The sequence below is a fragment of the Gordonia pseudamarae genome, assembly GCF_025273675.1.
Lineage (GTDB): Bacteria > Actinomycetota > Actinomycetes > Mycobacteriales > Mycobacteriaceae > Gordonia > Gordonia pseudamarae.
In genome coordinates, this window is record NZ_CP045809.1 from 4,247,229 (window position 1) to 4,270,375 (window position 23,147).

The window sequence follows — 23,147 nt, forward strand, 5'->3', positions numbered from 1 at the left end:
AACCGGTCGCGGCAGAAATGTCCGTGTCTTGGCCTAGTCTCAGAACTCTGAACAACACCTGTGACAAGACCGCACCGAGACGGACGGAGGAACAATGTCCGCATGCCGCATCGGCATCGTCGAGGACCACACGGTGGTGATCACCGGCCTGCGCCAGCTCCTGGCCGACGAACCCGACCTCGAGGTGGTCGCGGCCGCCCCGACCGTCGGTGAGCTCCTCGACTCCGCCACCGGCATCGACATGGCCATCCTCGACCTGCGGCTGCCGGACGGCTCGTCCCCCGCCGCCAACGTCGCCGACCTGGGTGCGGCCGGTATCGCCAAGGTGCTCGTGTTCACCTCGGGTGAGGAGCCGTACCTCGTGCGCACCGCCGCCCGGGCCGGTGTGCTCGGGGTCATCAACAAGGCCGAACGCGACGCGGTGATCATCGACGCGATCCGCACCACCTGCCGCGGCGAGATGGTCCGGTCACTGGACTGGGCGATGGCCGTCGACGGCGACACCGAATTCGCCGCCGCGCAGCTCAGTCCCCGACAGCGAGAGGTACTGAGCCTGTACGCCTCCGGCGAGTCGGCCGCCCGTGTCGCGGCGCTCACCGAACTGTCCGTCGACACGGTCAACGACTATCTCGGCCGGATCCGGCAGAAGTACGCCGAGGTCGGACGGCCCGCATCGACCAAGACAGACCTGTACCGACGCGCCTTGGAAGACGGATGGCTACCCTTCCCCCGACGGCGGCGCAGGTAACGCAGGGGCGGCACGACCAGGCCGCCGAGATCCGCATCGAGCGACTGTTCTCCATCTTCGTCGGCGCGGGCTACCTGGGGTACATCCCGCTGCTGGCCGGCGCCATCGCCGCCACCGCCGAACACACCGCCGGATGGTGGACACCGTTCGCCCTGACGCTCACCTTCGGTCCGCCCGTGGTCCTGCTGGTCGCCGCGCTCACCCACCACCGGACGATCTCGACCTGGGCAGCCCGTGCGGCCGCCGTCGGCTACATCGTGGCGGCCGCCACCTTCGGACTGGCCTGGGACGGGCAGCCGGTGCCCGGCTACCTCTGGTTCTACGCGATCCCCGGCGTCGCGGCACTGGCCGCCGCCATCACCCTCTCCTCGCGGTGGGCCCTGTCCGCGATGGTCGCGGCCGTCATCCCGGCCAACGTGTACCAGCACTTCGCTCGTGAAGACTCGTTCACCGACAACGTCCTGGTCATCACGCTGTTCTCGATCTCCTTCATTTTGCTGTTCCTGGCCGCGGCGATCGTCGCGGTACGCACCGGTCGTGTCCTGGACGCCACCCGGGCCAACACCTACGCCGAGGCCGCCGCCGCGGCCGCCGCCGACGCCCGGCGCAGCCAGCGCAGCCATATCGACGCGCTGCTGCACGACTGGGTCATCTCGACGATGCTCGCGGCCGGACGACAGGGCAATTCCGAGTCGGTCCGCAGGCAGGCAACGGTCACCCTCGGCAAACTCGACGCCGGACCGATCGCCCTGACCCGGCTGCCGGCGGCCACCGCGATGGCACAGTTGCGCTCCGGTGTGCTCGAGGTCGACCTCGCCCAGCACATCGATGCACGCGTCGAGGACGACGGCATCGCACTCCCCGCCGATGTGGTCGACGTGATCGACGCCGCGGTCTGTGAGGCGGTGCGCAACAGCATCCTCCACGCCGGTCCGGGCGCCTCGCGCACGGTGTCCCTGCACATCACCGGCCACGGGATCGATGCGGTCGTCGCCGACGACGGTGCCGGATTCGCCCCGGGCGATGTCCCACCACACCGACTCGGCCTGGCAGTCAGCGTCCTGGGCCGGCTGCGGGCGCTGCCGGGCGGCACGGCCGAACTCATCACCGCCCCCGGTGAGGGCACCACGGTGGCGTTGAGCTGGACCGACGACGACCAGCGGACACGCGCGCACGAACGGGCCGCCCGATGAGCGAGAGATCCGAGAACCGGCGGAACCGGCGAACCCGAGGGTCGGCGGCCACGACCGGCGATGTCCGCGACCTGCTCGGGATGAACACCCGCACCGCACACCTGGTGGCCGGATTCTTCATGATCGCGCTCGCCGCCCAGGTCGCCGTCGCGGTGAACGCCGGCAGTTCCCCGCTGCCGAGCCTGGTGGTCCTGCTGGTGGTGGCGCTCGCCGGACTCGGACTGCTCGCCCTACCCGACGACCCGCTCCCCGTCTGGTACGCGGTCGCGGTAACCGTCGGTGGCCCCCTGGCGGCGTACGCCTCGTTCGTCGGCACCCCGCTGCCGCTGACCCGGCCCGAACAGACCTGGCAGTTCGGAGCGTTCACCGCCATCGCCACGTACATGTGTGTCCGCGGGCGCGCCGGCGCGGCATGGCTGCTGATGTGCCTGGTCGTCCTCGCGGCCATGGTGTGGACGCTGATCGACGGTGACGGTGCGGCGCAGGGCCTGAGCATCGGCGCGATCAACTTCGGCCCGCTGTTCATGGCGACGCTGTTCGCCTTCACCATCCGCCCGGCCGCGGCAAGCATCTACGAACTGCGCCGCAGGGCCGTCGAACGCAACGCGGCGCAGGAGGCCGCGCTGGCCGCCGTCGCCGAACACGACAAGCAGATGCGGGCCCTCAACCAGCAGGTCCGCCCCATGCTCGAACGGATCGCCGCCCCCACCCCGTTGACCGACGACGAACGCCGGCAATGTCTGGCGCTGGAGGCACAATTGCGCGACGCCCTGCGCGCACCGGTCCTCGCCCGCTACGAGCGCACCGCCGTCGCCGCCGCCCGGGCCCGCGACCGCGGCGTCACCGTGGTGATGGTCGACAGCCACGGACTCGACGACATCGCGCCCACCACCCGGGAAAGCGTCCTCGAACGTCTCGCCGACGCGCTCGACACGGTCACCGGCGGTTCCATCGTCATCCGGGTACTCCCGCCGGGGCGCGAGCTCGTCGCGACCGCGGTCATCGACCCCGCCGCCGACGCGACCGGCCCCGATTCCGCCCTGCGCGCCACCCGCCTCGAGTTCGCCGCGTCATGAGCACCCCGGTCACCGACGACGACGCCCAGATCCGCATCGAGCGGCTGTTCGGGATTTTCGTCGGTGGCTCCTACCTCATCTACCTCGCCATCCTGATCCCGTCGATCGATGCCAACACCGACCTCGTCGCCCGGTGGTGGACCGCGCCCGCGGTGACCGTGGTGTTCGGCGCACCGCTGACCATGCTGATCGCCTCGCTGGCCCGCCGCAGACGTCTGGCGCGCTGGTCCGCGGCCGCCACCGCGTACGGCTACCTGGCCACCGGCCTGGCCTGGCTCGTCGCGTGGAACCATGAGTCCTCCCCGGTCACGCTGTGGTACTCGATGCTGCCGGTCTTCGCGGCACTCGCGGCGGCGATCGTCCTGTCCGCACGGGCGACGATGGTGTTCCTGTGCGCGGCGGTCCTGCTGGCTTGTACCTCCGAATACCTGGCCCGCCCGGACGACAAGGCGGGTGTGCTGCCGCTGTCGATAGCGTTCACCCTCAGCTTCACCCTGTTGTTCGTCGCCGCCGGGGTGATGACGCTGCGCACCGCCCGACTGCTCGACCGGACCCGCGCCGCCACCTATGCCGCCGCCGCGGAGACCGCCGCCACCCTGGCCCGCCAGGCGCATCGCACCAAGATCGACGCGCTGCTGCACGACTGGGTGATCTCCACCCTGCTGGCGGCCGGCCGCCACGGCAACACCGGCTCTGTGCGTCGGCAGGCCCTGACCACCCTGGACAAGCTCAACGCCCGGCCCGCACCGGCCGCCGTGGTGCCGGTCCGCTCCGCGCTCACCCAGTTGCGCGCCGGGGTCCTCGCCGTCGATCTGACCCCGCGCGTGGATGTCACCGCCGCCCCCGGCGCCGGCGACCTGACCGTCCCCGCCGATGTGGTCGACGTCCTCGACGCGGCCGTCGGCGAGGCCATGCGTAACTCCGTCCGGCACGCGGGCACCGGAACCGTCCGGCAGGTGGCGATCCGGGCCGATGCCACGTCGGTGACCGTCGACGTCGTCGACAACGGCTGCGGATTCGACCCCGCCGCCATTCCGCCGCACCGACTGGGCGTGGCCGTCAGCATCCTGCGCCGGGTCAACGGACTCGACGGCGGCACGGCCGCGATCGTCTCCACCCCCGGTGCGGGCACCGCGGTGCGCCTGGCCTGGACGGTCCCGTCATGATCGACCCCGACGTGATCGAGCCCGCTGTGATCGACCCCGACGTGATCGACCCACCGGGGCCCCGCACCGCCCAGACCGATGTCCGCGTGCTGCTCGGGATGACCACCGGCGCGGCGTGGGCACTCGCGGGTCTGTTCCTGGTGTCGAAGACCATCCAGATGATCATGGTCTCCGGCGACGTGCATCCGCGATGGCCCAGTGTGCTGTTGCTGCTGGTGGTGGCCCTGTGCGGGCTGGCCTTGCTCGCCGCACCCGGGGATCGGCTGCCCTGGCCGATCACCGCGGCGATGGTCGTGACCGTGCCGATCCTGCTGTACATGGTGTTCACCACCACGCCGTCACCGACGACCGCGCCGCAGCAGACGTGGCCGTTGGCGACGGTGGCCGCGATCTGCATCTATCTGAGTATCCGGGGACGCACCGCGGCTGCGTGGATACTGATGATCGGCTGCACCGTCGCGTGCTCGGTGTGGACCACCTCCACCGGACAGGGCATCGGTGAGGCCGGCAAACTCATGGCCACCACCGTCGCGGGGCTGGCCGCGGCCACCCTGTTCTCGCTGACGATCCGGCCGGCCGTCGACAACATCTACGAACTGCGCAACCGGTCGGTGCAGACCAACGCCGCCCAGGCGGCCGCGCTGGCGGTGCTGGAGGAGAACCGTGAGCAGATGCGGTATCTCGATGCCGAGGTGCGGCCGACGCTCAACCGGATCGCGCGGCCCGAGGCACTCACCGATGTCGAACGCGCGCACTGCCGCCGACTCGAGGAGTCGCTGCGAGACCGGGTTCGGGCCCCGGTGATCGCCGCCGACGCGGGAGCATCCGCGGCCGCCGCCCGGGCCCGGGCGCGCGGTGTGGAGGTGGTGATGGTCGACGGGCACGCACTCGACGAGGTGACCGCCGAGCGGCGGACGGCGGTGCTGGCCGGGCTGGCCGGGGCACTCGACTCGGCCGTCTCCGGGTCGGTGGTGGTGCGGGTACTGCCGCCGGGCCGGCAGCTGCTGGCCACGGTCGTCATCGATCCCGCGACCGAGGGCGGCGACCCGGTCCGGCTGGAATTCGGGACCGGCGGCGGGCCGGACGACGATCCGGCTCCCCCGCCGGTATCGATCTGACCGGTGTTCGAACTCCCACCTGGCACACAGTTTCGCTGGCTAGAATCGCCCCATGCGAGATGGTGAATGTTTCGACTGCGGCCATTCACGCAGCGCGCACGCGCATCACCGCGCGGGCGAGGACTGCGCGGCGTGCGGCTGCCCGCGGTTCCGGAGGCGACGCTGGTGGCAGCGCGCGCGCCATGCCGAGCACATCGCCGCGCCGCTGCCGTTCGTCCGGCGCCTGCACGTGGGGGCGGTGCATCCACTGCCGCCGTCCGAGCGGCCGGCCAAGCGACGCAAGACGATCTGAGGACACCGGCGTCCTCGTCGGCCCCGGCACTCCTGCTCGTGCGCGATCACTCCTGCGCGATCGACTCGCTGATGTTCAGCCGGGCCGCCCGCATCGCGGGCACCAGCGCACCGAGCAGACACAACCCCATCGCGACGGCGACGAACAGCAGCGTCGACGGTTGCGGCGAGTACTCGACACCGACCGAGGTGGTCGCCGACAGGATCTTGTCCGCGAGCCAGTGCAGCACCCCGCCGATGAGCAGACCGGTCGCCGAGCCGACGATCGCGACGGCCGCGGCCTCGGCGAGCACCATCCGGGAGATGAACCGGCGCGAGGCACCCATCGCCCGCAGCACCCCGAGTTCGCGGCGCCGTTCGATCACCGACAGCAAGAGCGTGTTGAGCAAGGCGATGGCGGCCGCACCCGACACGATCCACTGGATCGCCACGGTGAACGCCCCGGACTGCTCGACCAGCTGTTTCGACGACTCGATGGCCTGCGCGCCGCTGTGCACGTCGACGGGCGCACCGCCCGCCGACGGATTCTGTTCGGCGATCCGCTCCAGCGCCGCCCGCACCTGATCGGCGTCGGCGCCCTCGGACAGCATCACCTGCAGGTAGGTGGCGCCGTCGCGGTCGAACCAGTCGCGCAGCAGGTCCAGCGACATCGCAGCGGTCCCCGACTCCATCGACACGTAGTCGACAGTGGCGAGCACGCGGGTCTCGCGGTAGCCGGTGGGAGTGGCCAGGCGCACGGTGTCGCCGGTGGAGACGTCGAGGGTGCGGGCGAGCACCTTGGAGAACACCATGCCCTCACCGGCCAGCATCTGCCGACGGGCCTCGGGTGGGGACTTCTTCATGAACGGGGCGAGCGCGTCGGCGGTGAGTCCCTGCACGATGATCCGGGCCTCGCCGACGTTGACCGTGGCCCACTGCCCTTCGGACACCGACGCCACCCCCGGCACCTGCCGGATCTGCTCCGCGATCGCCGGCGCGAGCAGCGGATCGGTGGGCAGTTCGCCGAGTGGCTGCGAGGCCACGTAGAAGTCCGGATCGTCGAGCCCGTCCAGTGAGCCGGACATCGACGAGACCATGTTGGCCAGCGCCCCGGAGGTTCCCATGCCGACGGCGATGGCCACGGCCACGGTCATCAGCGTGGCCCACGCGCGGCGCGGCGCGCGATCGGTATTGACGGCGGCGAGCCGGCCGGGTCCGGAGAACAGGTTCGCGACCCGCACCACCAGCCACACCAGCTGTCCGGTCAGCGCGTAGCACAGCAACAGCACGCCCACCGCGTACACCGCCCCCGCCACGATCGCCGATCTGCCCGGAACCTGCAGGGCCACGATGAAGGCGCCGATGATGACGGCGGCACCGAGAAGTCCCGCGGCCCACCGCGCCACGGTGCGTTGGGCGGCCGATTCGGCCACCTCACCCTGTGACATCGCCTCGACCGGCGCGACCGCGAACACCGATCTCGCCGCCAGCATCGTCGCGGCGACACATGCCAGCACACAGGCGAGAACGGCGATCACCGGCGCGCTGACCGGCAGGTGGTACTGCATCACCATGCCGTGCGAGGAGTCCCCCGATCCCTGCGACACGGTCACGCGGCCGCCGAGAATGCCGAGCGGCACCCCGATCAGACCTCCGACCAGGCCGTACACCGCGGATTCGCCGAGCAGGTCGGCGACCAGATGGCCGCGCTTGGCACCGAGCGCCCGCAGCATCGCCATCGACTGCCGCCGCGAGGCCACCGCCATGTTCATGGTGTTGAACACCAGGAAGGCGGAGATCACCAACGAGATCAACGACACCAGCAGTGTCGCGTCCCGGGTCACCGAGGTGGCCGTCTCCAGCTGCTTGGCCCGATATCCGGGGTCGACGACGGCGGCGCGCCCGTCGACGATCCGGGTGATCTCGGTGCGCAGCTGCGCCACGGGCACGCCGTCGCGCGGCACGATCAGAACCGAGTCGAGCTTGCCCTGTGTGGCGGTCAGTCGTTGTGCCAGGTCAAGATAGGCGAACATGAACGCGCCGCCGTTGAGGGTGTCCCCGGACACCACGTCGAGCACGGTGACGACGGTTCCGTTGACGGTGGCGGTCTGCCCCTTCGTCAATCCCGTTCGGGGACCGACGATCACGCCGTCGGCCAGCTCGTCGCGGCTGAATCCCTCCTGGTTTCCGCTGTCGGCCACGGCTTTCCGGAGGTCACCCGACAGCGACGACACCCGGAAGTCCGAACCGAGCAGTGGCACGGTTCTGTCGTCATCACCGGCACCGCCCGCGGTGGTGTCCGGGCCGATCCGCGCGGTGCCCCGGACCATCGGGACGACCGCCCTGGCACCCGGTACCCGGGCGCGGATCTCACCGGCGATACCGGCGTCCAGACCCGCGTCGCCGATCGCGGTGACCTCCAGCTTCGCCGCCCCGCTGATCGAGGCGTTGAACTGCCGGACCGATTCGGTCATCGACCCGTAGGTGCCGAGCACCGCGATCAGCAGTGCCGAGGACACCACCACCACCGACAGCGAGGTGAGCACCCGCAGCCGGTGGGTGCGCAGTTCACGCAGATTGATCAGGCGAATCCGGGTCAGACCCGCGAGCAGCGGTGCGCTCATCGATCAGGCGACCCGGCCGTCGCGGACGGTGATGGTGGTGTCGGCGAACGCCGCGGCCCCCGCGTCGTGGGTGACCATCACCACCAGGCGTCCCGCCTCCCGTTCCCGGTCATGGGCCACCTCGCCGAGCAGTTCGAGGACCGACTGTCCCGTCTTGGAATCGAGATTTCCGGTCGGCTCGTCGGCCAGCAGGATCGCCGGGTCCATGATCAGCGACCGGGCGATCGCCACCCGCTGCATCTGCCCGCCCGACAGTTCGGCAGGCCGGTGGTCGATGCGGTCGCCCAGACCCACCCGTTCGAGCAGTTCGACGGCGCGCGGTTTGGCCTTGCGCAGCGACTGACTGTCCAGCAACCGCGGCAGCGCCACGTTCTCCCACGCCGACATCGTCGGGACCAGGTTGAAGAACTGGAAGATGAATCCGACCCGGGTACGCCGGAACGCCGATGCCTCCGTGTCGTCGAGCGAACCGAGATCCACCCCGTCGACGATGATGGTGCCGGAGGTGGGGGTGTCGAGCGCGCCCAGCACATGCAACAGCGTCGACTTTCCGGCGCCGGACGGGCCGACGACCGATGCGAACTGTCCGCCGGGCAGGGTCAGGTCCAGGCCGTCGAGCGCCCGTACCGTCTGATCACCCATCCGGTACTCGCGTACCAGGTTACGGGCCTGAACCAGTGGCACCCCGGATCCGGCGGGTCCGGTTCGTGCTGATTCGCTCATGGTGCGGATCGTAACGCAGCGTCCTATGTGCACCTCAGGCGCCCGGCGCACCGGGAACGGCCCACGTCCCGGTCGCGAAGAACTCCTCCAGCACGGCCCGCGGTCCGGCCAAGTCCAGTCCCTGCGCCGCGACCCAGCCGTCGTCGAAATAAGTGTGGGTGTACCTGTCGCCCGAGTCGCACAGCAGGGTGACGACGCCGCCGGGACGACGTTCGGCGACCATCTCGGCGACCAGCGCCAGCGCACCCCACATGTTGGTGCCCGTCGACCCGCCGACGAGCCTGCCGAGCCGGTCGGACATGAGCCGGGCGGTGGCCACCGACGCGGCGTCGGGAACCCGCATCATCCGGTCGATGACCTGCGAGACGAACGACGGCTCCACCCGGGGCCGGCCGATCCCCTCGATCCGTGACCCGGTGTCGGTGGTGAGAGAGCCGTCGCCCGCCGCGTACGCCGAGGTGAACACCGAGTTCTCGGGGTCGACCACACACAGCCACGTCCGGTGCCGCCGGTATCGCAGGTAGCGGCCCAGTGTCGCCGACGTGCCACCGGTACCGGCACCCACCACGATCCAGGTCGGTACGGGATGGCGTTCGCATTCGAGCTGCGCGAAGATCGATTCGGCGATGTTGTTGTTTCCGCGCCAGTCGGTGGCCCGTTCGGCCATGGTGAACTGGTCGATGAAGTGCCCACCCAGCTCGTCGGCGAGCCGGTGCGCCGCCTCGTACACCTCACCCGGCCGGTCCACGAAGTGGCAGCGCCCGCCCTCACGTTCGATCAGCGCGGTCTTGGCCGGGGAGGTGCCCTTGGTCATCACCGCCACGAACGGCACCCCCACCAGCTTCGCGAAATATGCCTCGCTGACGGCCGTCGACCCCGACGACGCCTCGATCACCGCGGTGTTCTGGGTTACCCAGCCGTTGCAGATGGCGTACAGGAACAGCGACCGGGCCAGCCGATGCTTCAGTGAACCGGTCGGATGGGTGCTCTCGTCCTTCAAATACAGGTCGACGCCGGTCTCGATGCCGTCATCGCCGGTCCACCGTGACCAGTCGGGCAACTCGACCCGCAGCAGGTGCGTATCGGCACTGCGCCGCGCGTCGGCCTCGATGAGCCGGACCGCGTTGCGCTGCCACGCGGTGTCGCCCCGGCGATCGATGTCGAGCGCGGATGCCGCCCACCCCGGCGGCCCGGATCCCGGCACGCGGGTCACTTGCCGCGCAGGCGGGCCTGCAGGTCGTCATGTTTGCGACGGCGCTCGGCGTCGACGGCCGCGATGTTGTCGTTGACGTCGATTCGCAATGATCTGAACAGGAACATGCCCAGCGGAAGCGCGATCAGCACGCCGAAGGCGAGCGCCGCGAGGAACGGCACCGTCACGTCGAACAGGCGCGGAACGAACAGGATGAGCAGGGTGAACACGGCGACCAGCGCGAGCCTGGCCAGCGTGTACAGGGCCACCGCACGGATCAGCGAACCCGTCGACCCCGTGGCCCCGCTCCCCGAGGATCCACTGCCCTGACTCCGCTGTTCGTTGTCACTACGCACGTGGTTCAGGGTACGCCAGTCCATTTTGCCGTTTCTTTACCAATAGCTGACTGTTCGAGTACCCGGGCGATTTGCGTGTATCCATGTAACGCACAGACCGTAGGACCCGAAGGCGCAGCGCTTTCGGACCCGCGGACTGGCATCCAGCCAGTTCGGCCGGCCCCTCCGGGACCGCCGACCACCCAGTCGGGAGGACACCAGTGACCACCGTAGAAGCCGCCCCCAGCGAGTTCATCACCCCCGGCGTCGCCGCACAGCACACCTTGACCCCCGGTCAGGTCGCCGCCATGTTCAACGTCAACCCCAAGACCGTCGCGCGCTGGGCCAGTTCCGGGATGCTCAGCTCCATCCGCACGCCCGGCGGACACCGCCGCTTCCGCGAGGCCGACGTGGTCGCCCTCCTCAACCGGCGCAGCTGAGCCCCGAGACACGTAACCGCCGCCGGCACCCACCACCGACCTGCGACCACCACCGGTGGAGGTGCGAGGAGCGTCAGCGACGAACCTGGAAACCCCGCAAACCCGGCAACGCCCCAGCACGCGATGTCAGGGGTCCCGGCGTGCGATGTCAGGGCCGGCGGACCGGCGACGACCCACCCGAATGGCTGGGCGGCCGGTCCCCCGATCAGCAGATTCAGTCGTGTTTCCGGCGGTCGAGATCACGCAGGAAGTCCGGATCGTCGTCGGGACCGACGGGGTTGTTGCCCCTGCTCGTCTGCCCCGGCGATCCGGCGGCGGGACCGAAGGCGCGCCACAGCAGATACGCGATGGCGATGACGCCGATGAACGCGACTACGTATGTCACTGCCGACCTCCCTTGTTCCACCCAAGAGTACGCGCGATTCAGACACTCGCCGCATCCCGCCGGTAGGCGAGCGATCGCGATCACGGCCATCCCGGGTCGCCCGGTGTCCGACCGACGGATCCGACCGACGGGGTCGGGATCGGTGGTCGGCCACGACCGCCCGTCAGAGTCCCGCGTAGGAGTGCAGGCCGCTGACGACCAGGTTGATGATGAAGAGGTTGAACAGCAGGGCCACGAATCCTGCGACGTTGATCCAGGCCGCGGCGGTGTGCTTCCAGCCCGCGGTGGCGCGGGCGTGCAGGTAGGCGGCGTAGATCACCCAGGCGATGAAGGAGACCGTCTCCTTGGGGTCCCAGCCCCAGAACCGGCCCCAGGCGGACTCGGCCCAGATGGCGCCGAGGATCACGCCGAGTCCGAAGAGCGGGAAACCGAAGACGACGGACTTGTAGGCGAGACGATCGAGGATCTCGGCGCCGGGGATGGCGTCGACGATGCGGCGCAGTGCGGCGGTTCGTCCGGTGCGCTGCTGGTCGGCGGAGTCCCCGGGTGCTCCCCAGCGCATCTTGATCAGGTACAGGATGCTGGCGACTCCCGCGACGAGCAGTACACCCGAGGCGATCGAGATGACCGAGACGTGGATGGCCAGCCAGTACGACTTGAGTGCGGGGACGACGGGCGCGGCCTGGGTGTAGAGCCATCGGCCGGCGATGAACATGAGCAGGGAGACGGGCAGCAGCACGAACGACAGCAGCGGCCGGTGTTCGGCTTTGCGCAGAACGACGATCCCGGCGATGACGCATGCGACGCAGGTGAGCGAGATGAACTCGTACATGTTGCCCCAGGGGGCGCGGTCGGTGGCCACGCCGCGGGTCACGATGGACGCCAGGTGGGCCAGGACGCCGACGATGACGACCGGGTAGGCCATGGCGGCGAGTTTCTCGCTGAACGGCTGGCGCGGCGCCGTCTCAAGTTTGCCCGGCTTGTTCAGGTCGGGGCCGCCACCCGGTGCGCTCCCTGATGTGGCCCGCCCTGATGTGGCACCTACGAGTTGTTGGGCCTCGGCGGATTGGATGCGGCGGATGCGGGCGCTGCCGAGCGCCCACAGGAACAGGAACATCGCCAGCACGTACACGGTGATGGCCGTGCCGAACAACAGGTCGGAGTATCGCGCGAGCGTCTCGTCGACGTCGGCGACGACCTCGTTGGGATCCATCTGTTCTCCTTGCTCACAAACTCTGCCCGGTGATCACGAACCCGGGTGGTCACCGACCATGGCCGGGGCCGGTCACAGGCCGCGGATACGGCGGCGCGCGCCGTCGGCGCCGTCGACGAGTGCCGCCGCCTGATCGCTGAAGCCTTCGCCCCAGCCGGCCTGGTCGGTCCGTGCCAGCCCGGCAATCTCTACTACAGTACGTCGTTTCTCGGGGTCTGCGGTATCGGCCACCTCGACCATCCTGACCCACAGCCGCCTGCGGCGCACGAGCAGCGAGACGAGCAGACCGGCGAGCATGGCGACGGCGAACACGAGCACCCAGTTCTGCGCCGGATCGTGCGACACCTGCACTGACACCCAGCGCTTGTAGCCGTCGAAGCTGACGATGGTGCCGTCGGCGAGGGTGTGCGACTGCCCCTGTTCGAGATTGACGCGGGCCTCGCGCTTGAGCCGTCCCTGATGCATCAGGTCCGAATCGAGCTGGTAGACGTTCTGCGGGCGCCCGGTGTCGAGGCCGGTGTCGCCCTTGTAGACGTCGATCGCGACCGCCGGTTTCTTCGGGGTCGGCGACGCGGACTGCAACAGTGTGCCGCCGGTGCCGGTGAATTCGGCGGTCGGCGCGAAGATGCCCTGCAGGGCGATCTGATTGTTACGGCGCTCGTCCTCGTCGGGGTACAGGCCGGCGGGGGTGTCGAAGCGGGCGGCGCCCGAGGACAGCATGGTGGCCATCTCCTCGGGGATGAACAGCACCGTCTGAGTGCGTTTCTCTCCGTTCGGGAAGGTGATCGAGAACGTCGGCGCGTAGCCGTTGCCGAGCACGTACACCCGGTCGCCGGCCACCCGCAGCGGTTCGTTGACCTTGATCGCGGTGTGTTGCCAGTCGGTCGGCACCCCGTCGGCGAGGTTCTCGGTGTAGGAGACCTCGGCCTTGTACATCGACGGCTGGCCGTTGGGCAGGAAGGTGGCCGAGAAGTCGTCGACCTTGAAGCAGAACGGCGACAGATCGGTGCCGTCGACGAGACTGCCCGCGCGGAAGGAGTCGTACACCGCGGTGGAGGTGTTGCACAGACCCTGCTCGCCGTCGGCGATGAGGCTGCGGGTGCCCTCGTAGCCGTACACCTTACCCAGGGCGATCGCGACGAGGATGCCGAGCAGGGAGACGTGGAAGACGAGGTTGCCGAACTCGCGCAGGTAGCCCTTCTCGGCGGAGATCTCGACGACCGCGGTGCCGCCGGAGAGCGTGCGCTCGGTCGTGCTGCGCCGCCACATGCCCAGCCGCCCGGAGACGCGTTCGGCAATCTGTTCGGGGGTGCCGTCGACGGTGAAGGTCTTGTGCCGCGGCAGCCTGCCCAGGTTGCGCGGCACGGCGACCGGTGTGGCGCGCAGACTCTTGGCGTGCTCGATCATCCTCGGGGTGAGACAGCCCACGAGCGAGACGAACAACAGCACGTAGACGGCGGTGAACCACACCGAGCTGAACACGTCGAACAGTTGCAGCCGGTCCATCCACTCCCCGACCGCGCCGTGGTTGTCGATGTACTCGAGTGTCTTCTGTTCGTTGAGTTCACGCTGGGGCAGCAGCGCGCCGGGGATCGCGGCCAGCGCCAGCAGGAACAACAGCACCAGCGCGGTGCGCATGGAGGTCAGCGAACGCCACAGGTTGCGCAGCGGCCACAGCACCCGGCGCAGCAGCCAGTGCGGTGCGGCGGGCCTGCCGGCGGGCCGGGTCGGCGGGGTGAGGGTGGGCGTGCTCAAATCGGTAGCTCCGTGTCGGAGACGAAGGCGTCACGCACCCACACGATGAACTGATCCCACAGTCCGGTGACCAGCGCGATACCGACGGCGAGCAGCATGATGCCGCCGAAGACCTGGATCGTGCGGGCGTGGTTGCGCAGCCAGCCGAGGCTGCGCAGCGCCCACGCCGACGAGAAGGCGAGCACCACGAACGGGATACCGAGCCCCGCGCAGTAGGCGACGATGAGCAGTACGCCCTTCGCGGCGGTGGCGCCCTCGGTGCCGCTGGCGGTCGCGATCACCGCGGCCAGCGTCGGCCCCAGGCACGGCGTCCAGCCCAGCGCGAACACCGCGCCGAGGAGCGGGGCGCCGACGATGTTGGACAGTCGTCGCGGCGCGAACCGGAACTCGTGCTGCATCATCGGGATCAGCCCGATGAACACCAGGCCCATCACAATGGTGACCACACCGCCGATCCGTTGCAGCAGCTCACGGTTGAGCACGAACGTGCTGGTCACCCCAAGTACGGTGGCGGTGGCCGCCACGAACACCACGGTGAATCCTGCGACGAACAATCCGGCCGCGACCGCCACCCGGGTGCGCCCCTGTTTGGCGGGTTCGCCGACCTTGACCGCGGGTGCCTCCGCGCCGACCAGTCCGGCCAGGTACGACAGGTACCCGGGCACCAGCGGCACCACGCACGGCGAGGCGAACGACACCAGCCCGGCCAATAGGCAGGCACCGAGTGCCAGCAGCAGCGGACCACTGGACACGGTGTCGGCGAAGGTGTCGCCGACGGCGGCCTGCGGGAGAAGCTCGATCACCGGGTACCCGCCTGTGTGGACGCCACCGGCGCGCCGGGGACCGGTTCTTCCGCCGCGACGCGCTCGATCGCGGGGATCAGTTCGTCGGTGGTGAGGGACTTGAGGAACACGACCGCGGGACGATGGTGACGGTCGAGGATGATCGTGGTGGGCAGCACCGCGGTGGGTACCTTCCACGCGGCCAGGGTGGCGCCCGCGAAATCGTAGATCGATGGGTAGCGCACCTCGCGGTCGGTGATGAAATCCCGCGCCGACTGCCGATCGTCGCGCAGGTTGATCCCGAGAAACTCGACGCCACTGTCCTTGGTTGTGGCGTAGGACTTTTCGAGCGCGTCGGCCTCACCGCGACAGGGGCCGCACCATTGACCCCACACGTTGACCACCACCACCTTGCCCGCGAAGCGCTCGTCGGCCAGCGACAGGGTGGCGTCGGTCATCACGTCCGGCCCGGACATGCCCGAGACCGGTTTGCGGTCGGCGGGGTCGTAGGTGATCACCGTCTTGCCGCCCGGCGAGACGAACTGGAACGTGCCGCCCTGGGCCACCGCGTCGTCGCCGGTACCACAGCCGGCCAGTGCGCACACGGCCAGCAGCAACGACACAATCAGCGCACCCACCCGACCGGTTCGCGGGGGGCGCCGGGACTCAACTCGCATCAGAACTTCTCTCAGGCTCCCGTCACCATCGGATCCGATGCCCCGGCGGGCTCGGAGTACACGATGTCGACGAGCGCGTCGTCGTCGTAGATCAGGCTGGTCAGCGAGGCCAGCGAACACTGCCTGCGCCGCGGGTCGTGCCACAGTCGGCTGCCCTCGAGGAACCGGCGCAGGGTGTAGACCGGCAACTGGTGACTCACGCAGACCACCTCATGCCCGCGAGCCGCATCGCGCGCGGTGGTGGCCGCCGCCAGCATACGGTGGGCGAGCTGGATGTACGGTTCGCCCCATGACGGGGTGAACGGGTCACGCAGCTTGGGCCAGTGGCGGGGCCGCCCCAGCGCTCCGCCGCCCACCGACACCTTCAGACCTTCGAAGACGTTGTCGGCCTCGATGAGTTCGTCGTTGGTGACGATCTGCAGGCCGTGTGCGGTGGCGATCGGCGCCGCCGTCTCCTGCGCACGCTGCAGCGGCGAGGCGAACACGGCGGCGATATCGTGGTCGGCGAGTGTCTCGGCGACCCGTCGCGCCTGGGTGCGGCCGGTGTCGGACAGGCGGAACCCGGGCAGCCGCCCGTACAGCACACCCTCGGGGTTGAACACCTCGCCGTGGCGCATCATGTGGACAACGGTGTGCATCTAGTTCCCCCTGGGGTCGATGGCCGCGGCGGCGGCAGCGGCGGCCGCCGGAAGGGCGGTGGCGATCGTGGTGAACGCGTCGTCGTCGAGCGCGGCGGAGACGAACCATGCCTCGAACGCGCTCGGCGGCGCGTACACACCGCCGTCGAGCAGCGCGTGGAAGAACGGCGCGAACCGGAATGTCTCGGTGGCCTTGACGGTCTCGTAGTCGGTCACCGGGCCGGCGGCCGAGGTGAAGAAGACGCTGAGCAGGTTACCCGCCTTCTGCACTCGGTGTGCGACACCCGCGGCGGACAGCGACTCGGTCAGCAGCGACGCGAGCCGGTCGGCGTTCGCGTCGAGTGCCTCGTAGACGGCCGCGTCGGCGTTGCGCAGCGTCGCCAGGCCCGCGGCGACCGCCACCGGATTCCCCGACAGTGTGCCCGCCTGGTACACCGGTCCCGACGGCGCCAGATGTCCCATGATCTCGCGCCGGCCGCCGAATGCCGCCGCGGGCAGGCCACCGCTCATCACCTTGCCGAAGGTGTACAGGTCACCGGCGACACCTTCGAGTCCGTACCAGCCGGCCGGGCTCACCCGGAATCCGGTCATCACCTCGTCGACGATCAGCAGCGCGCCGTGGCGCAGGGTCAGCTCACGCAGGCCCGCGTTGAAGCCGTCGACCGGTGCCACCGCCCCCATGTTGCCGGCGGCGGCCTCGGTGATGACGGCCGCGATCTGGCCGTCGTACCGTTCGAAGGCGGCCGCCACCGCGGCCAGATCGTTGTACGGCAGCACCACGGTGTCGTGTGCGGACGCACCGGTCACGCCGGGCGAGGTGGGCAGACCGAGTGTGGCGATTCCCGAACCGGCGTCGGCCAGGAGCGCGTCGACGTGGCCGTGGTAACAGCCGGAGAATTTGATGATCTTGCCCCGCCCGGTGACACCGCGGGCCAGCCGGATCGCCGACATCGTCGCCTCGGTTCCCGAGTTGACCAGGCGCACCTGCTCGACGGGGTCGACGCGGGCGATCAGTTCCTCGGCCAGTTCGATCTCGGCTTCGGTGGGCGCCCCGAACGACAGGCCGGTGCCCGCCGCCCGCCGCACCGCGTCCACGACCGCCGGGTGCGCGTGTCCCAGGATCATCGGTCCCCACGACGCCACCAGGTCGACATAGTTGTTGCCGTCGGCATCGGTCAGGGTGCAGCCCTGGGCGCTTGTGATGAAACGCGGGGTGCCGCCGACCGCGGAGAACGCCCGTACGGGCGAGTTCACGCCACCGGGGATCGCCTGGGCCGCCCGTTCGAATAGCGCTGCGGAATTGGCGTCTGAAGGACTATTGCCGGAGGCTGCGGGGCGGGTCACGCTGACCAGTGTTCCAAACAGACGCCCCTACGCGCTAATTTGTGCTGCGCGCGACAGGTGGGACGGACTGACGGGCATTCCGGCCCGCGATCGGAGAGCCTGCGAGTGGGCGCCGTGCTCACCTGCCCGCCGGAATGCCGCCTGTGTCTGGACCGACGACCGAACCGGCGAGGTACGAGCCGGGTGAGGGAGGAGGGAAGACACAGGCTGACAGGCATTCCGGCCCGCGATCCACGAGCCTGCGAGTGGGCGCCATATTACGACCCGGCTGTGATTTTACTCTCCTGCTCGGGGCAGTAGACGGCGATTCCGGCGCCGACGATGGTGCCCTTCTGGGTGGGGTCGTTACCCATGCTGAGGTTGAGTGCGACGTCGAGGAACGACTTGCCGCCGCGGATATCGGTGCAGGCCTGTTTGGCGGTGGCGATGTATTGGGAGTCGTTGCCGTTGACGGCGATGCCGGAGGATTCGAGCGTCTTGATGAAGATGCTGTCCTTCTGCGAGTCCGGCAGGTTGATCGTCGTCGGTGCCGAGGTCGTGGTGGTGTCCTCGGTGGTGGTGGTCGTGGTGGTTTCACTGGTGATGGCGTCGTCGGTCGACGTCGTGGTGCTGGTGGTGGTGCCGACGGTGGTGGTGCTCTCGTCGTCGCTGCCGGATTTCTTGGCGACGATCACCACGAGCGCGATGATGATGACCAGTACCGCCGACACGGCGATGCCGGCCAGGATCCGCGTCTGGTTCTTGGAGTTGCCCGATCCGCCGCCTGCCGGTCCGCCGGCACCCGGTAGCGAGGCGTTCTGCGGTCCGCTGCCGAAGGCGCTGTACGGGTTGTGTTGCGGTCCGCTCTGCTGAACGGTTCCGAATGCCCCGAGCGGTGCTGTTCCGGCGGGGATCGGGTTGCTGGGCGCGGGGTGGGGTCCTGAGCCGAAACCGCCCTGGCCGGGTGGGATCGGGTTGGCCGGGCCCGACGGCCACGATCCCGGCTGTGCTGTCGGCCCCGACGGGGTCGGTGCGGGGACGGGGGCCGGCTGGAATCCCGGCCGGGCACTGCCCTGGGCGGTGCTCTGGGCGACCTGCAGCGCGCGCACGAGCGCGGCCGCGAAGGCCCGGCAGTCGGTGAAGCGCCGGGCCGGGTCCTTGGCGAGCGCGGTCTCGAAGACCTGGTCGAGGGCGGCGAGGTCGGGTCGCACCGCGCTGACCCGGGGAACCGGTTTGGTGGCGTGCGCCATCATCATGGCCGGTGCGGTGTCGCCGGAGAACGGGGTGGTGCCGGTGATCAGCTGGTAGGTGGTGCAGGCCAGCGCGTACTGGTCCGAGCGCGGGCCGGCCGCATTGCCGGCGACCACCTCGGGCGCCAGGTAGGCCATGGTGCCGACCACCATGTTGGCGGCCGTCATCGAGGTGGCGTCGGTGACGAGTTTGGCGATGCCGAAGTCGAGGACGACCACCTCGTCGATCTGTTTGGTGTCCGGGTCGCGGGTGACGACGATGTTGGCCGGTTTGATGTCGCGGTGGATGACATTCTTGCGGTGCGCGTAGTCGAGGGCGTCGGCGACCTTGGTGGCCACGGATCCGATCTCGGGCAGGGTGAGTCGTTCGGTGGCCAGGTCGCGGCCGTCGATGTACGACATGGTGAACCAGGGCGAACCGTCGACGACGCCGTAGCCGTGCACCGTGATGATGCTGGGGTGGTTGAGGGAGGCGGCGGTCTTGGCCTCGGCGGTGAAGCGCCGCTCGAACTCGGGGTCACCGCTGACGGAGATGATCTTCATCGCCTCACGGCGACCGAGGTGCGGGTGTTCGACGACGTACACCTGCCCCATGCCGCCCTGACCGAGTTTGGACAAGACGGTGTAGCCGGCGAACTCTGAACCCGGTTGCAGCGCCATCGATCTCCCCTGTGTTCGTCCATCCGGCGCGCACGTGCCGGATTGTCTTTCGTTCTGATGTGAATTGTTGCGACGCAACCTTCACCCGCGGTACGGCGGCGAATGATGCTGCGCCGGTGCGGTGTTACCCGCCCGTCGAGATCTTGGACTGCTGGTCGGGACAGAATACGCCGATCGCCGCCCCCACCACCGAGCCGTTGGAGACCGGTCCGAGGCCGAGCGAAAGGTTGAGCGCGACATCGATGAAGGGTTTCCCACCGCGGATGTCGGCGCAGGCCTGCCTGCCCACGGCGATGTACTCGGCCTCGTCGGGGACCGCCACGCCGAGCTGCTGGAGGGTGCGGATGAAGGCTTCGTTCTCCTTGTCCTCGGACAGTCCGTGGCCGCTCGCCTCGGGTGAGGTGGTGGTTGTTTCGGGGCTCGGGGTCCGGCTGGTGTCCGCACCCGATCCGGTGTCGGTCTGCCCAGTGTCGGTCTGACCCGTGTTCGTCTGATCGCTGTCGTACTGTGAGGCCTGCGCGGGCCCGTCCGCGACGGGCGTACCGTCGGTGGTGCAGCCCCCGAGCACCAGCGCCGCGCCCACCACGGTCGGCAGCAGACTCACGCGGATGATTCGTCGGATCATAGGGTGCGTCTTCCTGTCGGGGCGGTGTCTCTGTCGTGCGGGCCCCATCGCGTACGCACGCGAACACGATTGGGGTGTACCCACCGTTTGCGGGTAGTAGCTGACGATACCCGCTGGAGGCTGCCCGTCGGCTACTCGACCGACGCGGACCGGCCCACCGACGCCCCGTCGGGGTCCGGCGATCGGCGTTCGCTCAGCCGGTGGCCATCTTGACCTGTTGGTCGGGGCAGTAGGCGGCGATGCCGGCGCTGGCGACCTTGGCGTTGCCGGTTTCGTCGAGGCCGACGTCGATGGCCGAGGAGGCGTCGGTGTAGGAGGTACCCGAGCTCATCGCCTCGCACAGTGTGACCGCGGCGGCGATGAATCGGGGTTTGTCGGTCACGGTGACGCCGGCGATGTCGAGCATGGCGAAGAAGGTGGAGTCCTTGGCGGCGACGTCGGCCGACGACTCGCTGGCCGAGGAGGCCGCCGACGCCGCGCTGTCCTGGTCGGAGCCTCCGCCGCAGCCGCTCACGGCGATCAGTGCCACCGCGGCAATCAGCAGGATCGCGGTCCGGACGGTCGTGCGCATCACGTGTACTCCTTCACAGCAGGCCGCCTCGTCGGATGCCCGCGCGCGGTGTGCGCGACCGGGCGCCGCGCCGGGCGCGTTCGGGCGGCGCGCCCGCCACTGTAGACCGCGACACGCCGCATCCCGGAACCGGCCGAGCAACCCCGCCCGGATTTTGGTTCAGCAAACATGAGTTGTGGTATCGATCGACATGGCCGCAGGTCAATTCAGGGCCGCGAGCACCTGTTCGGCGATGGCCCGCTGTCCGGCCGCGTTGGGATGCAGTCCGCCGACCGCGCTGACCGAGGCCGCCCGGTTGCGGGCCGGTTCGACCCAGCGCGTGCCCTCGGACCGGCAGGAGTCGTGGCCGTCGGAGACGCCGGCCATATCGACGTAGCGCACGCCGGGCGCAGCCGCCGCGGCCCGGCCGATCGCCGCGTTGAGGTGGCGTTGCAGGTCGTGCACCGACGGCACGTCGCGGGCGGCGACCGGAACATCGGGGTAGCAGCCGGTCCGCGCGGGCAGGATCCACGGGTAGCCGATCAGCAGCACGCTCGCCCGTGGGGCACGCTGCCTGATCTGCCGTACCGCCGTGACCAGCGCGGGCGCCGTCGCGGTCGCGATCTTGTCCCGTAGCGCGGAGATGTCGTCCGCACATGAGTCGGGCGGAGTGGCGGCGGCCGCGGCGCCGCACAGGCCGATAGATTGCCCGAAGGCGCCGTTGTCGTTGCCGCCGATCATCATGGTGACCAGCTCGGTGTCCTCGGTCAGGGCGTCGAATTGCGGTGGGGCACCCTCGAACTGGCCGGCGGTGAGGTGTTCGGTGGCGGCCCGGGCGCAACTCACGTCGGTCAGCACGCGCCCGGTCCGCTCCGCGACCAGGGTCGCGTAGTTGCGGGTCGACCGGAAACACAGGAACGGCGAATCCTGCTGCAGCGGCAGAACTCCGGTGCCCGAGGCATAGCTGTCGCCGAGGTTGACGTACCGCTCCCCCACCGCCTGCGCCGGCGGCCGGGGAGCTTCGGACTCCCCGGCGCACGCCGTCACCAGCAGCAGTGCCGCGGACAGCACGACACTCAGCCGGCACATATCACTTCAGGAGCGCGCGACTCATGACCACTCGCTGAATCTGATTGGTGCCCTCGTAGATCTGGGTGATCTTGGCATCACGCATCATGCGTTCGACGGGGAAATCACGGGTGTAGCCGGCGCCGCCGAAGAGCTGGACGGCGTCGGTGGTGACCTCCATGGCCACGTCGGAGGCGAAGCACTTGGATGCCGAGGAGATGAAGCCCAGGTTCTTCTCGCCCTTCTCGGCGCGGGCGGCCGATGCGTACACCATGAGACGGGCGGCCTCGACCTTCATCGCCATGTCGGCGATCATGAATTCGACACCCTGGAAGCTGCTGATGGACTTGCCGAACTGCTTGCGCTCCTTGACGTAGGCGATGGCCTTGTCGAGGGCGCCCTGCGCGATGCCCACGGCCTGTGCGCCGATGGTGGGCCGGGTGTGGTCGAGGGTCTGCAGCGCGGTCTTGAAGCCGGTGCCCTCGTCGCCGATGATGCGGTCGGCGGGGATGGTGCAGTCCTCGAAGTACAGCTCGGCGGTCGGCGAGCCCTTGATGCCGAGCTTCTTCTCCAGCGGGCCGACGGTGAAACCGGGGTCGTCCTTGTGGACCATGAACGCGGAGATGCCGTTTGCCCGCTTCTCCGGATCGGTGACGGCCATGACCGTGTACCAGGTGGATTCGCCGCCGTTGGTGATCCAGCATTTGCTGCCGTTGATGACCCAGTTGTTGCCGTCCAGGCGCGCACGGGTCTTCATCGCGGCGGCGTCGGAGCCGGCTTCGCGTTCGGACAGCGCGTAGGAGGCCATGGCCTCACCGGCGGCCAGCCCGGGGAGGACCTGCCTCTTGAGGTCGTCGGAGCCGTTGAGGATCAGGCCCATGGTGCCGAGCTTGTTGACGGCGGGGATGAGCGAGGACGACGCGCACACGCGGGCGACCTCTTCGATGACGATGCAGGCGGCGACCGAGTCCGCGCCCTGGCCGTCGTATTCCTCGGGCACGTGGACGGCGTTGAATCCGTTGGCGACCAGCGAGGTCAGCGCCTCGCGCGGGAAGCGGGCATGCTCGTCGACGTCGGCGGCGTGCGGCTCGATGTCCTTCTCGGCGAGTGCGCGGATGGCCTCGCGCAGGGCCACATGCTCTTCGGGCAGCTGGAACAGGTCAAAGTCGGGGTTGCCGAAACCCATGGTCACTCCTCGCTCAGGGATTGTGCAATGCTCGGGGATCTTGCAATGCTCGGGGATCTTGCAATGACACTGCGTGCCATCAGATCATCCTTTCTAGTGGTACACGGCACCGAGTGCCATGTCAATGGCGGTGCGGTGACGTTCGGCGCA

At 69.4% G+C, this 23,147-nt stretch carries 23 protein-coding genes; 7 read left to right on the plus strand and 16 right to left on the minus strand.

Going from position 1 to position 23,147, the window contains the following annotated elements; all coding sequences use genetic code 11:
- The first annotated feature begins 94 nt into the window (after positions 1-94).
- The 6 genes from GII31_RS18480 to GII31_RS18505 are packed head-to-tail and all read left to right on the plus strand — an operon-like array spanning position 95 to position 5,593.
- Complete coding sequence (locus GII31_RS18480) at positions 95-748, plus strand: response regulator transcription factor (RefSeq protein ID WP_213244833.1); 654 nt, start codon at positions 95-97, stop codon at positions 746-748.
- On the plus strand, positions 715-1,941 hold the full coding sequence (locus tag GII31_RS18485; protein WP_213244834.1) for a sensor histidine kinase: 1,227 nt from the start codon (positions 715-717) through the stop codon (positions 1,939-1,941). Before GII31_RS18480 ends, GII31_RS18485 begins: the two co-directional genes overlap by 34 nt.
- Entirely contained in the window at positions 1,938-3,017 is a 1,080-nt protein-coding gene (locus GII31_RS18490) for a hypothetical protein (RefSeq protein WP_213244835.1), read from the plus strand. Before GII31_RS18485 ends, GII31_RS18490 begins: the two co-directional genes overlap by 4 nt.
- Entirely contained in the window at positions 3,014-4,183 is a 1,170-nt protein-coding gene (locus GII31_RS18495) for a sensor histidine kinase (RefSeq protein WP_213244836.1), read from the plus strand. Before GII31_RS18490 ends, GII31_RS18495 begins: the two co-directional genes overlap by 4 nt.
- Positions 4,180-5,301, plus strand: coding sequence for a hypothetical protein (locus tag GII31_RS18500; protein WP_213244837.1), 1,122 nt, complete (start codon positions 4,180-4,182; stop codon positions 5,299-5,301). Before GII31_RS18495 ends, GII31_RS18500 begins: the two co-directional genes overlap by 4 nt.
- 52 nt (positions 5,302-5,353) lie before the next feature.
- Positions 5,354-5,593, plus strand: a complete 240-nt coding sequence (locus GII31_RS18505) for a hypothetical protein (RefSeq protein WP_213244838.1) — start codon at positions 5,354-5,356, stop codon at positions 5,591-5,593.
- Between the two features lie 46 nt (positions 5,594-5,639).
- Here the strand turns inward: GII31_RS18505 and GII31_RS18510 are convergent, their stop codons facing one another.
- From GII31_RS18510 to GII31_RS18525, 4 genes are read right to left on the minus strand one after another with little or no spacing between them, the layout of a single operon-like run.
- Positions 5,640-8,195 (minus strand): FtsX-like permease family protein, encoded by a 2,556-nt coding sequence (locus GII31_RS18510; protein ID WP_260840097.1) that lies wholly within the window; start codon positions 8,193-8,195, stop codon positions 5,640-5,642.
- A gap of 3 nt (positions 8,196-8,198) precedes the next feature.
- Complete coding sequence (locus GII31_RS18515) at positions 8,199-8,918, minus strand: ABC transporter ATP-binding protein (RefSeq protein ID WP_213244840.1); 720 nt, start codon at positions 8,916-8,918, stop codon at positions 8,199-8,201.
- A 34-nt stretch (positions 8,919-8,952) separates the two neighbouring features.
- Positions 8,953-10,122, minus strand: coding sequence for an L-cysteine desulfhydrase Cds1 (gene cds1 / locus GII31_RS18520; RefSeq protein ID WP_287383439.1), 1,170 nt, complete (start codon positions 10,120-10,122; stop codon positions 8,953-8,955).
- A 5-nt stretch (positions 10,123-10,127) separates the two neighbouring features.
- Positions 10,128-10,490, minus strand: coding sequence for a DUF4229 domain-containing protein (locus GII31_RS18525; RefSeq protein WP_213244841.1), 363 nt, complete (start codon positions 10,488-10,490; stop codon positions 10,128-10,130).
- A gap of 176 nt (positions 10,491-10,666) precedes the next feature.
- Here GII31_RS18525 and GII31_RS18530 point away from each other — a divergent pair, with 176 nt between their 5' ends.
- Positions 10,667-10,885: a BldC family transcriptional regulator gene (locus GII31_RS18530; protein ID WP_213244842.1), complete on the plus strand. Its 219-nt coding sequence runs from the start codon at positions 10,667-10,669 to the stop codon at positions 10,883-10,885.
- A 214-nt stretch (positions 10,886-11,099) separates the two neighbouring features.
- Here GII31_RS18530 and GII31_RS18535 read toward each other — a convergent pair whose 3' ends face one another.
- From GII31_RS18535 to GII31_RS18590, 12 genes are all read right to left on the minus strand, one after another.
- Positions 11,100-11,270, minus strand: a complete 171-nt coding sequence (locus GII31_RS18535; RefSeq protein WP_213244843.1) for a hypothetical protein — start codon at positions 11,268-11,270, stop codon at positions 11,100-11,102.
- A gap of 163 nt (positions 11,271-11,433) precedes the next feature.
- Positions 11,434-12,483 carry a c-type cytochrome biogenesis protein CcsB gene (gene ccsB / locus GII31_RS18540; RefSeq protein WP_213244844.1) on the minus strand — a complete coding sequence of 350 codons (1,050 nt, stop codon included), beginning with the start codon at positions 12,481-12,483 and terminating at the stop codon, positions 11,434-11,436.
- A 72-nt stretch (positions 12,484-12,555) separates the two neighbouring features.
- The gene (gene resB, locus GII31_RS18545; protein ID WP_213244845.1) at positions 12,556-14,238 is read right to left on the minus strand and encodes a cytochrome c biogenesis protein ResB; all 1,683 of its coding nucleotides are present in this window, start codon (positions 14,236-14,238) and stop codon (positions 12,556-12,558) included.
- The gene (locus GII31_RS18550) at positions 14,235-15,041 is read right to left on the minus strand and encodes a cytochrome c biogenesis CcdA family protein (RefSeq protein WP_213244846.1); all 807 of its coding nucleotides are present in this window, start codon (positions 15,039-15,041) and stop codon (positions 14,235-14,237) included. Before GII31_RS18550 ends, resB begins: the two co-directional genes overlap by 4 nt.
- The gene (locus GII31_RS18555; protein WP_213244847.1) at positions 15,038-15,697 is read right to left on the minus strand and encodes a TlpA family protein disulfide reductase; all 660 of its coding nucleotides are present in this window, start codon (positions 15,695-15,697) and stop codon (positions 15,038-15,040) included. Before GII31_RS18555 ends, GII31_RS18550 begins: the two co-directional genes overlap by 4 nt.
- A gap of 11 nt (positions 15,698-15,708) precedes the next feature.
- On the minus strand, positions 15,709-16,335 hold the full coding sequence (locus GII31_RS18560; protein ID WP_260840098.1) for a histidine phosphatase family protein: 627 nt from the start codon (positions 16,333-16,335) through the stop codon (positions 15,709-15,711).
- Positions 16,336-17,679, minus strand: a complete 1,344-nt coding sequence (gene hemL, locus GII31_RS18565; protein WP_213244849.1) for a glutamate-1-semialdehyde 2,1-aminomutase — start codon at positions 17,677-17,679, stop codon at positions 16,336-16,338.
- 257 nt (positions 17,680-17,936) lie between these two features.
- Positions 17,937-19,568 carry a serine/threonine-protein kinase gene (locus GII31_RS18570; protein WP_213244850.1) on the minus strand — a complete coding sequence of 544 codons (1,632 nt, stop codon included), beginning with the start codon at positions 19,566-19,568 and terminating at the stop codon, positions 17,937-17,939.
- Between the two features lie 124 nt (positions 19,569-19,692).
- Positions 19,693-20,193 (minus strand): DUF732 domain-containing protein, encoded by a 501-nt coding sequence (locus GII31_RS18575; protein WP_213244851.1) that lies wholly within the window; start codon positions 20,191-20,193, stop codon positions 19,693-19,695.
- A 193-nt stretch (positions 20,194-20,386) separates the two neighbouring features.
- Positions 20,387-20,764, minus strand: coding sequence for a DUF732 domain-containing protein (locus GII31_RS18580; RefSeq protein ID WP_213244852.1), 378 nt, complete (start codon positions 20,762-20,764; stop codon positions 20,387-20,389).
- Between the two features lie 201 nt (positions 20,765-20,965).
- Positions 20,966-21,832, minus strand: a complete 867-nt coding sequence (locus GII31_RS18585) for an SGNH/GDSL hydrolase family protein (protein ID WP_213244853.1) — start codon at positions 21,830-21,832, stop codon at positions 20,966-20,968.
- Position 21,833: 1 nt separating this feature from the next.
- The gene (locus tag GII31_RS18590) at positions 21,834-22,997 is read right to left on the minus strand and encodes an acyl-CoA dehydrogenase (protein ID WP_213244854.1); all 1,164 of its coding nucleotides are present in this window, start codon (positions 22,995-22,997) and stop codon (positions 21,834-21,836) included.
- Between the last annotated feature and the right edge of the window lie 150 nt (positions 22,998-23,147).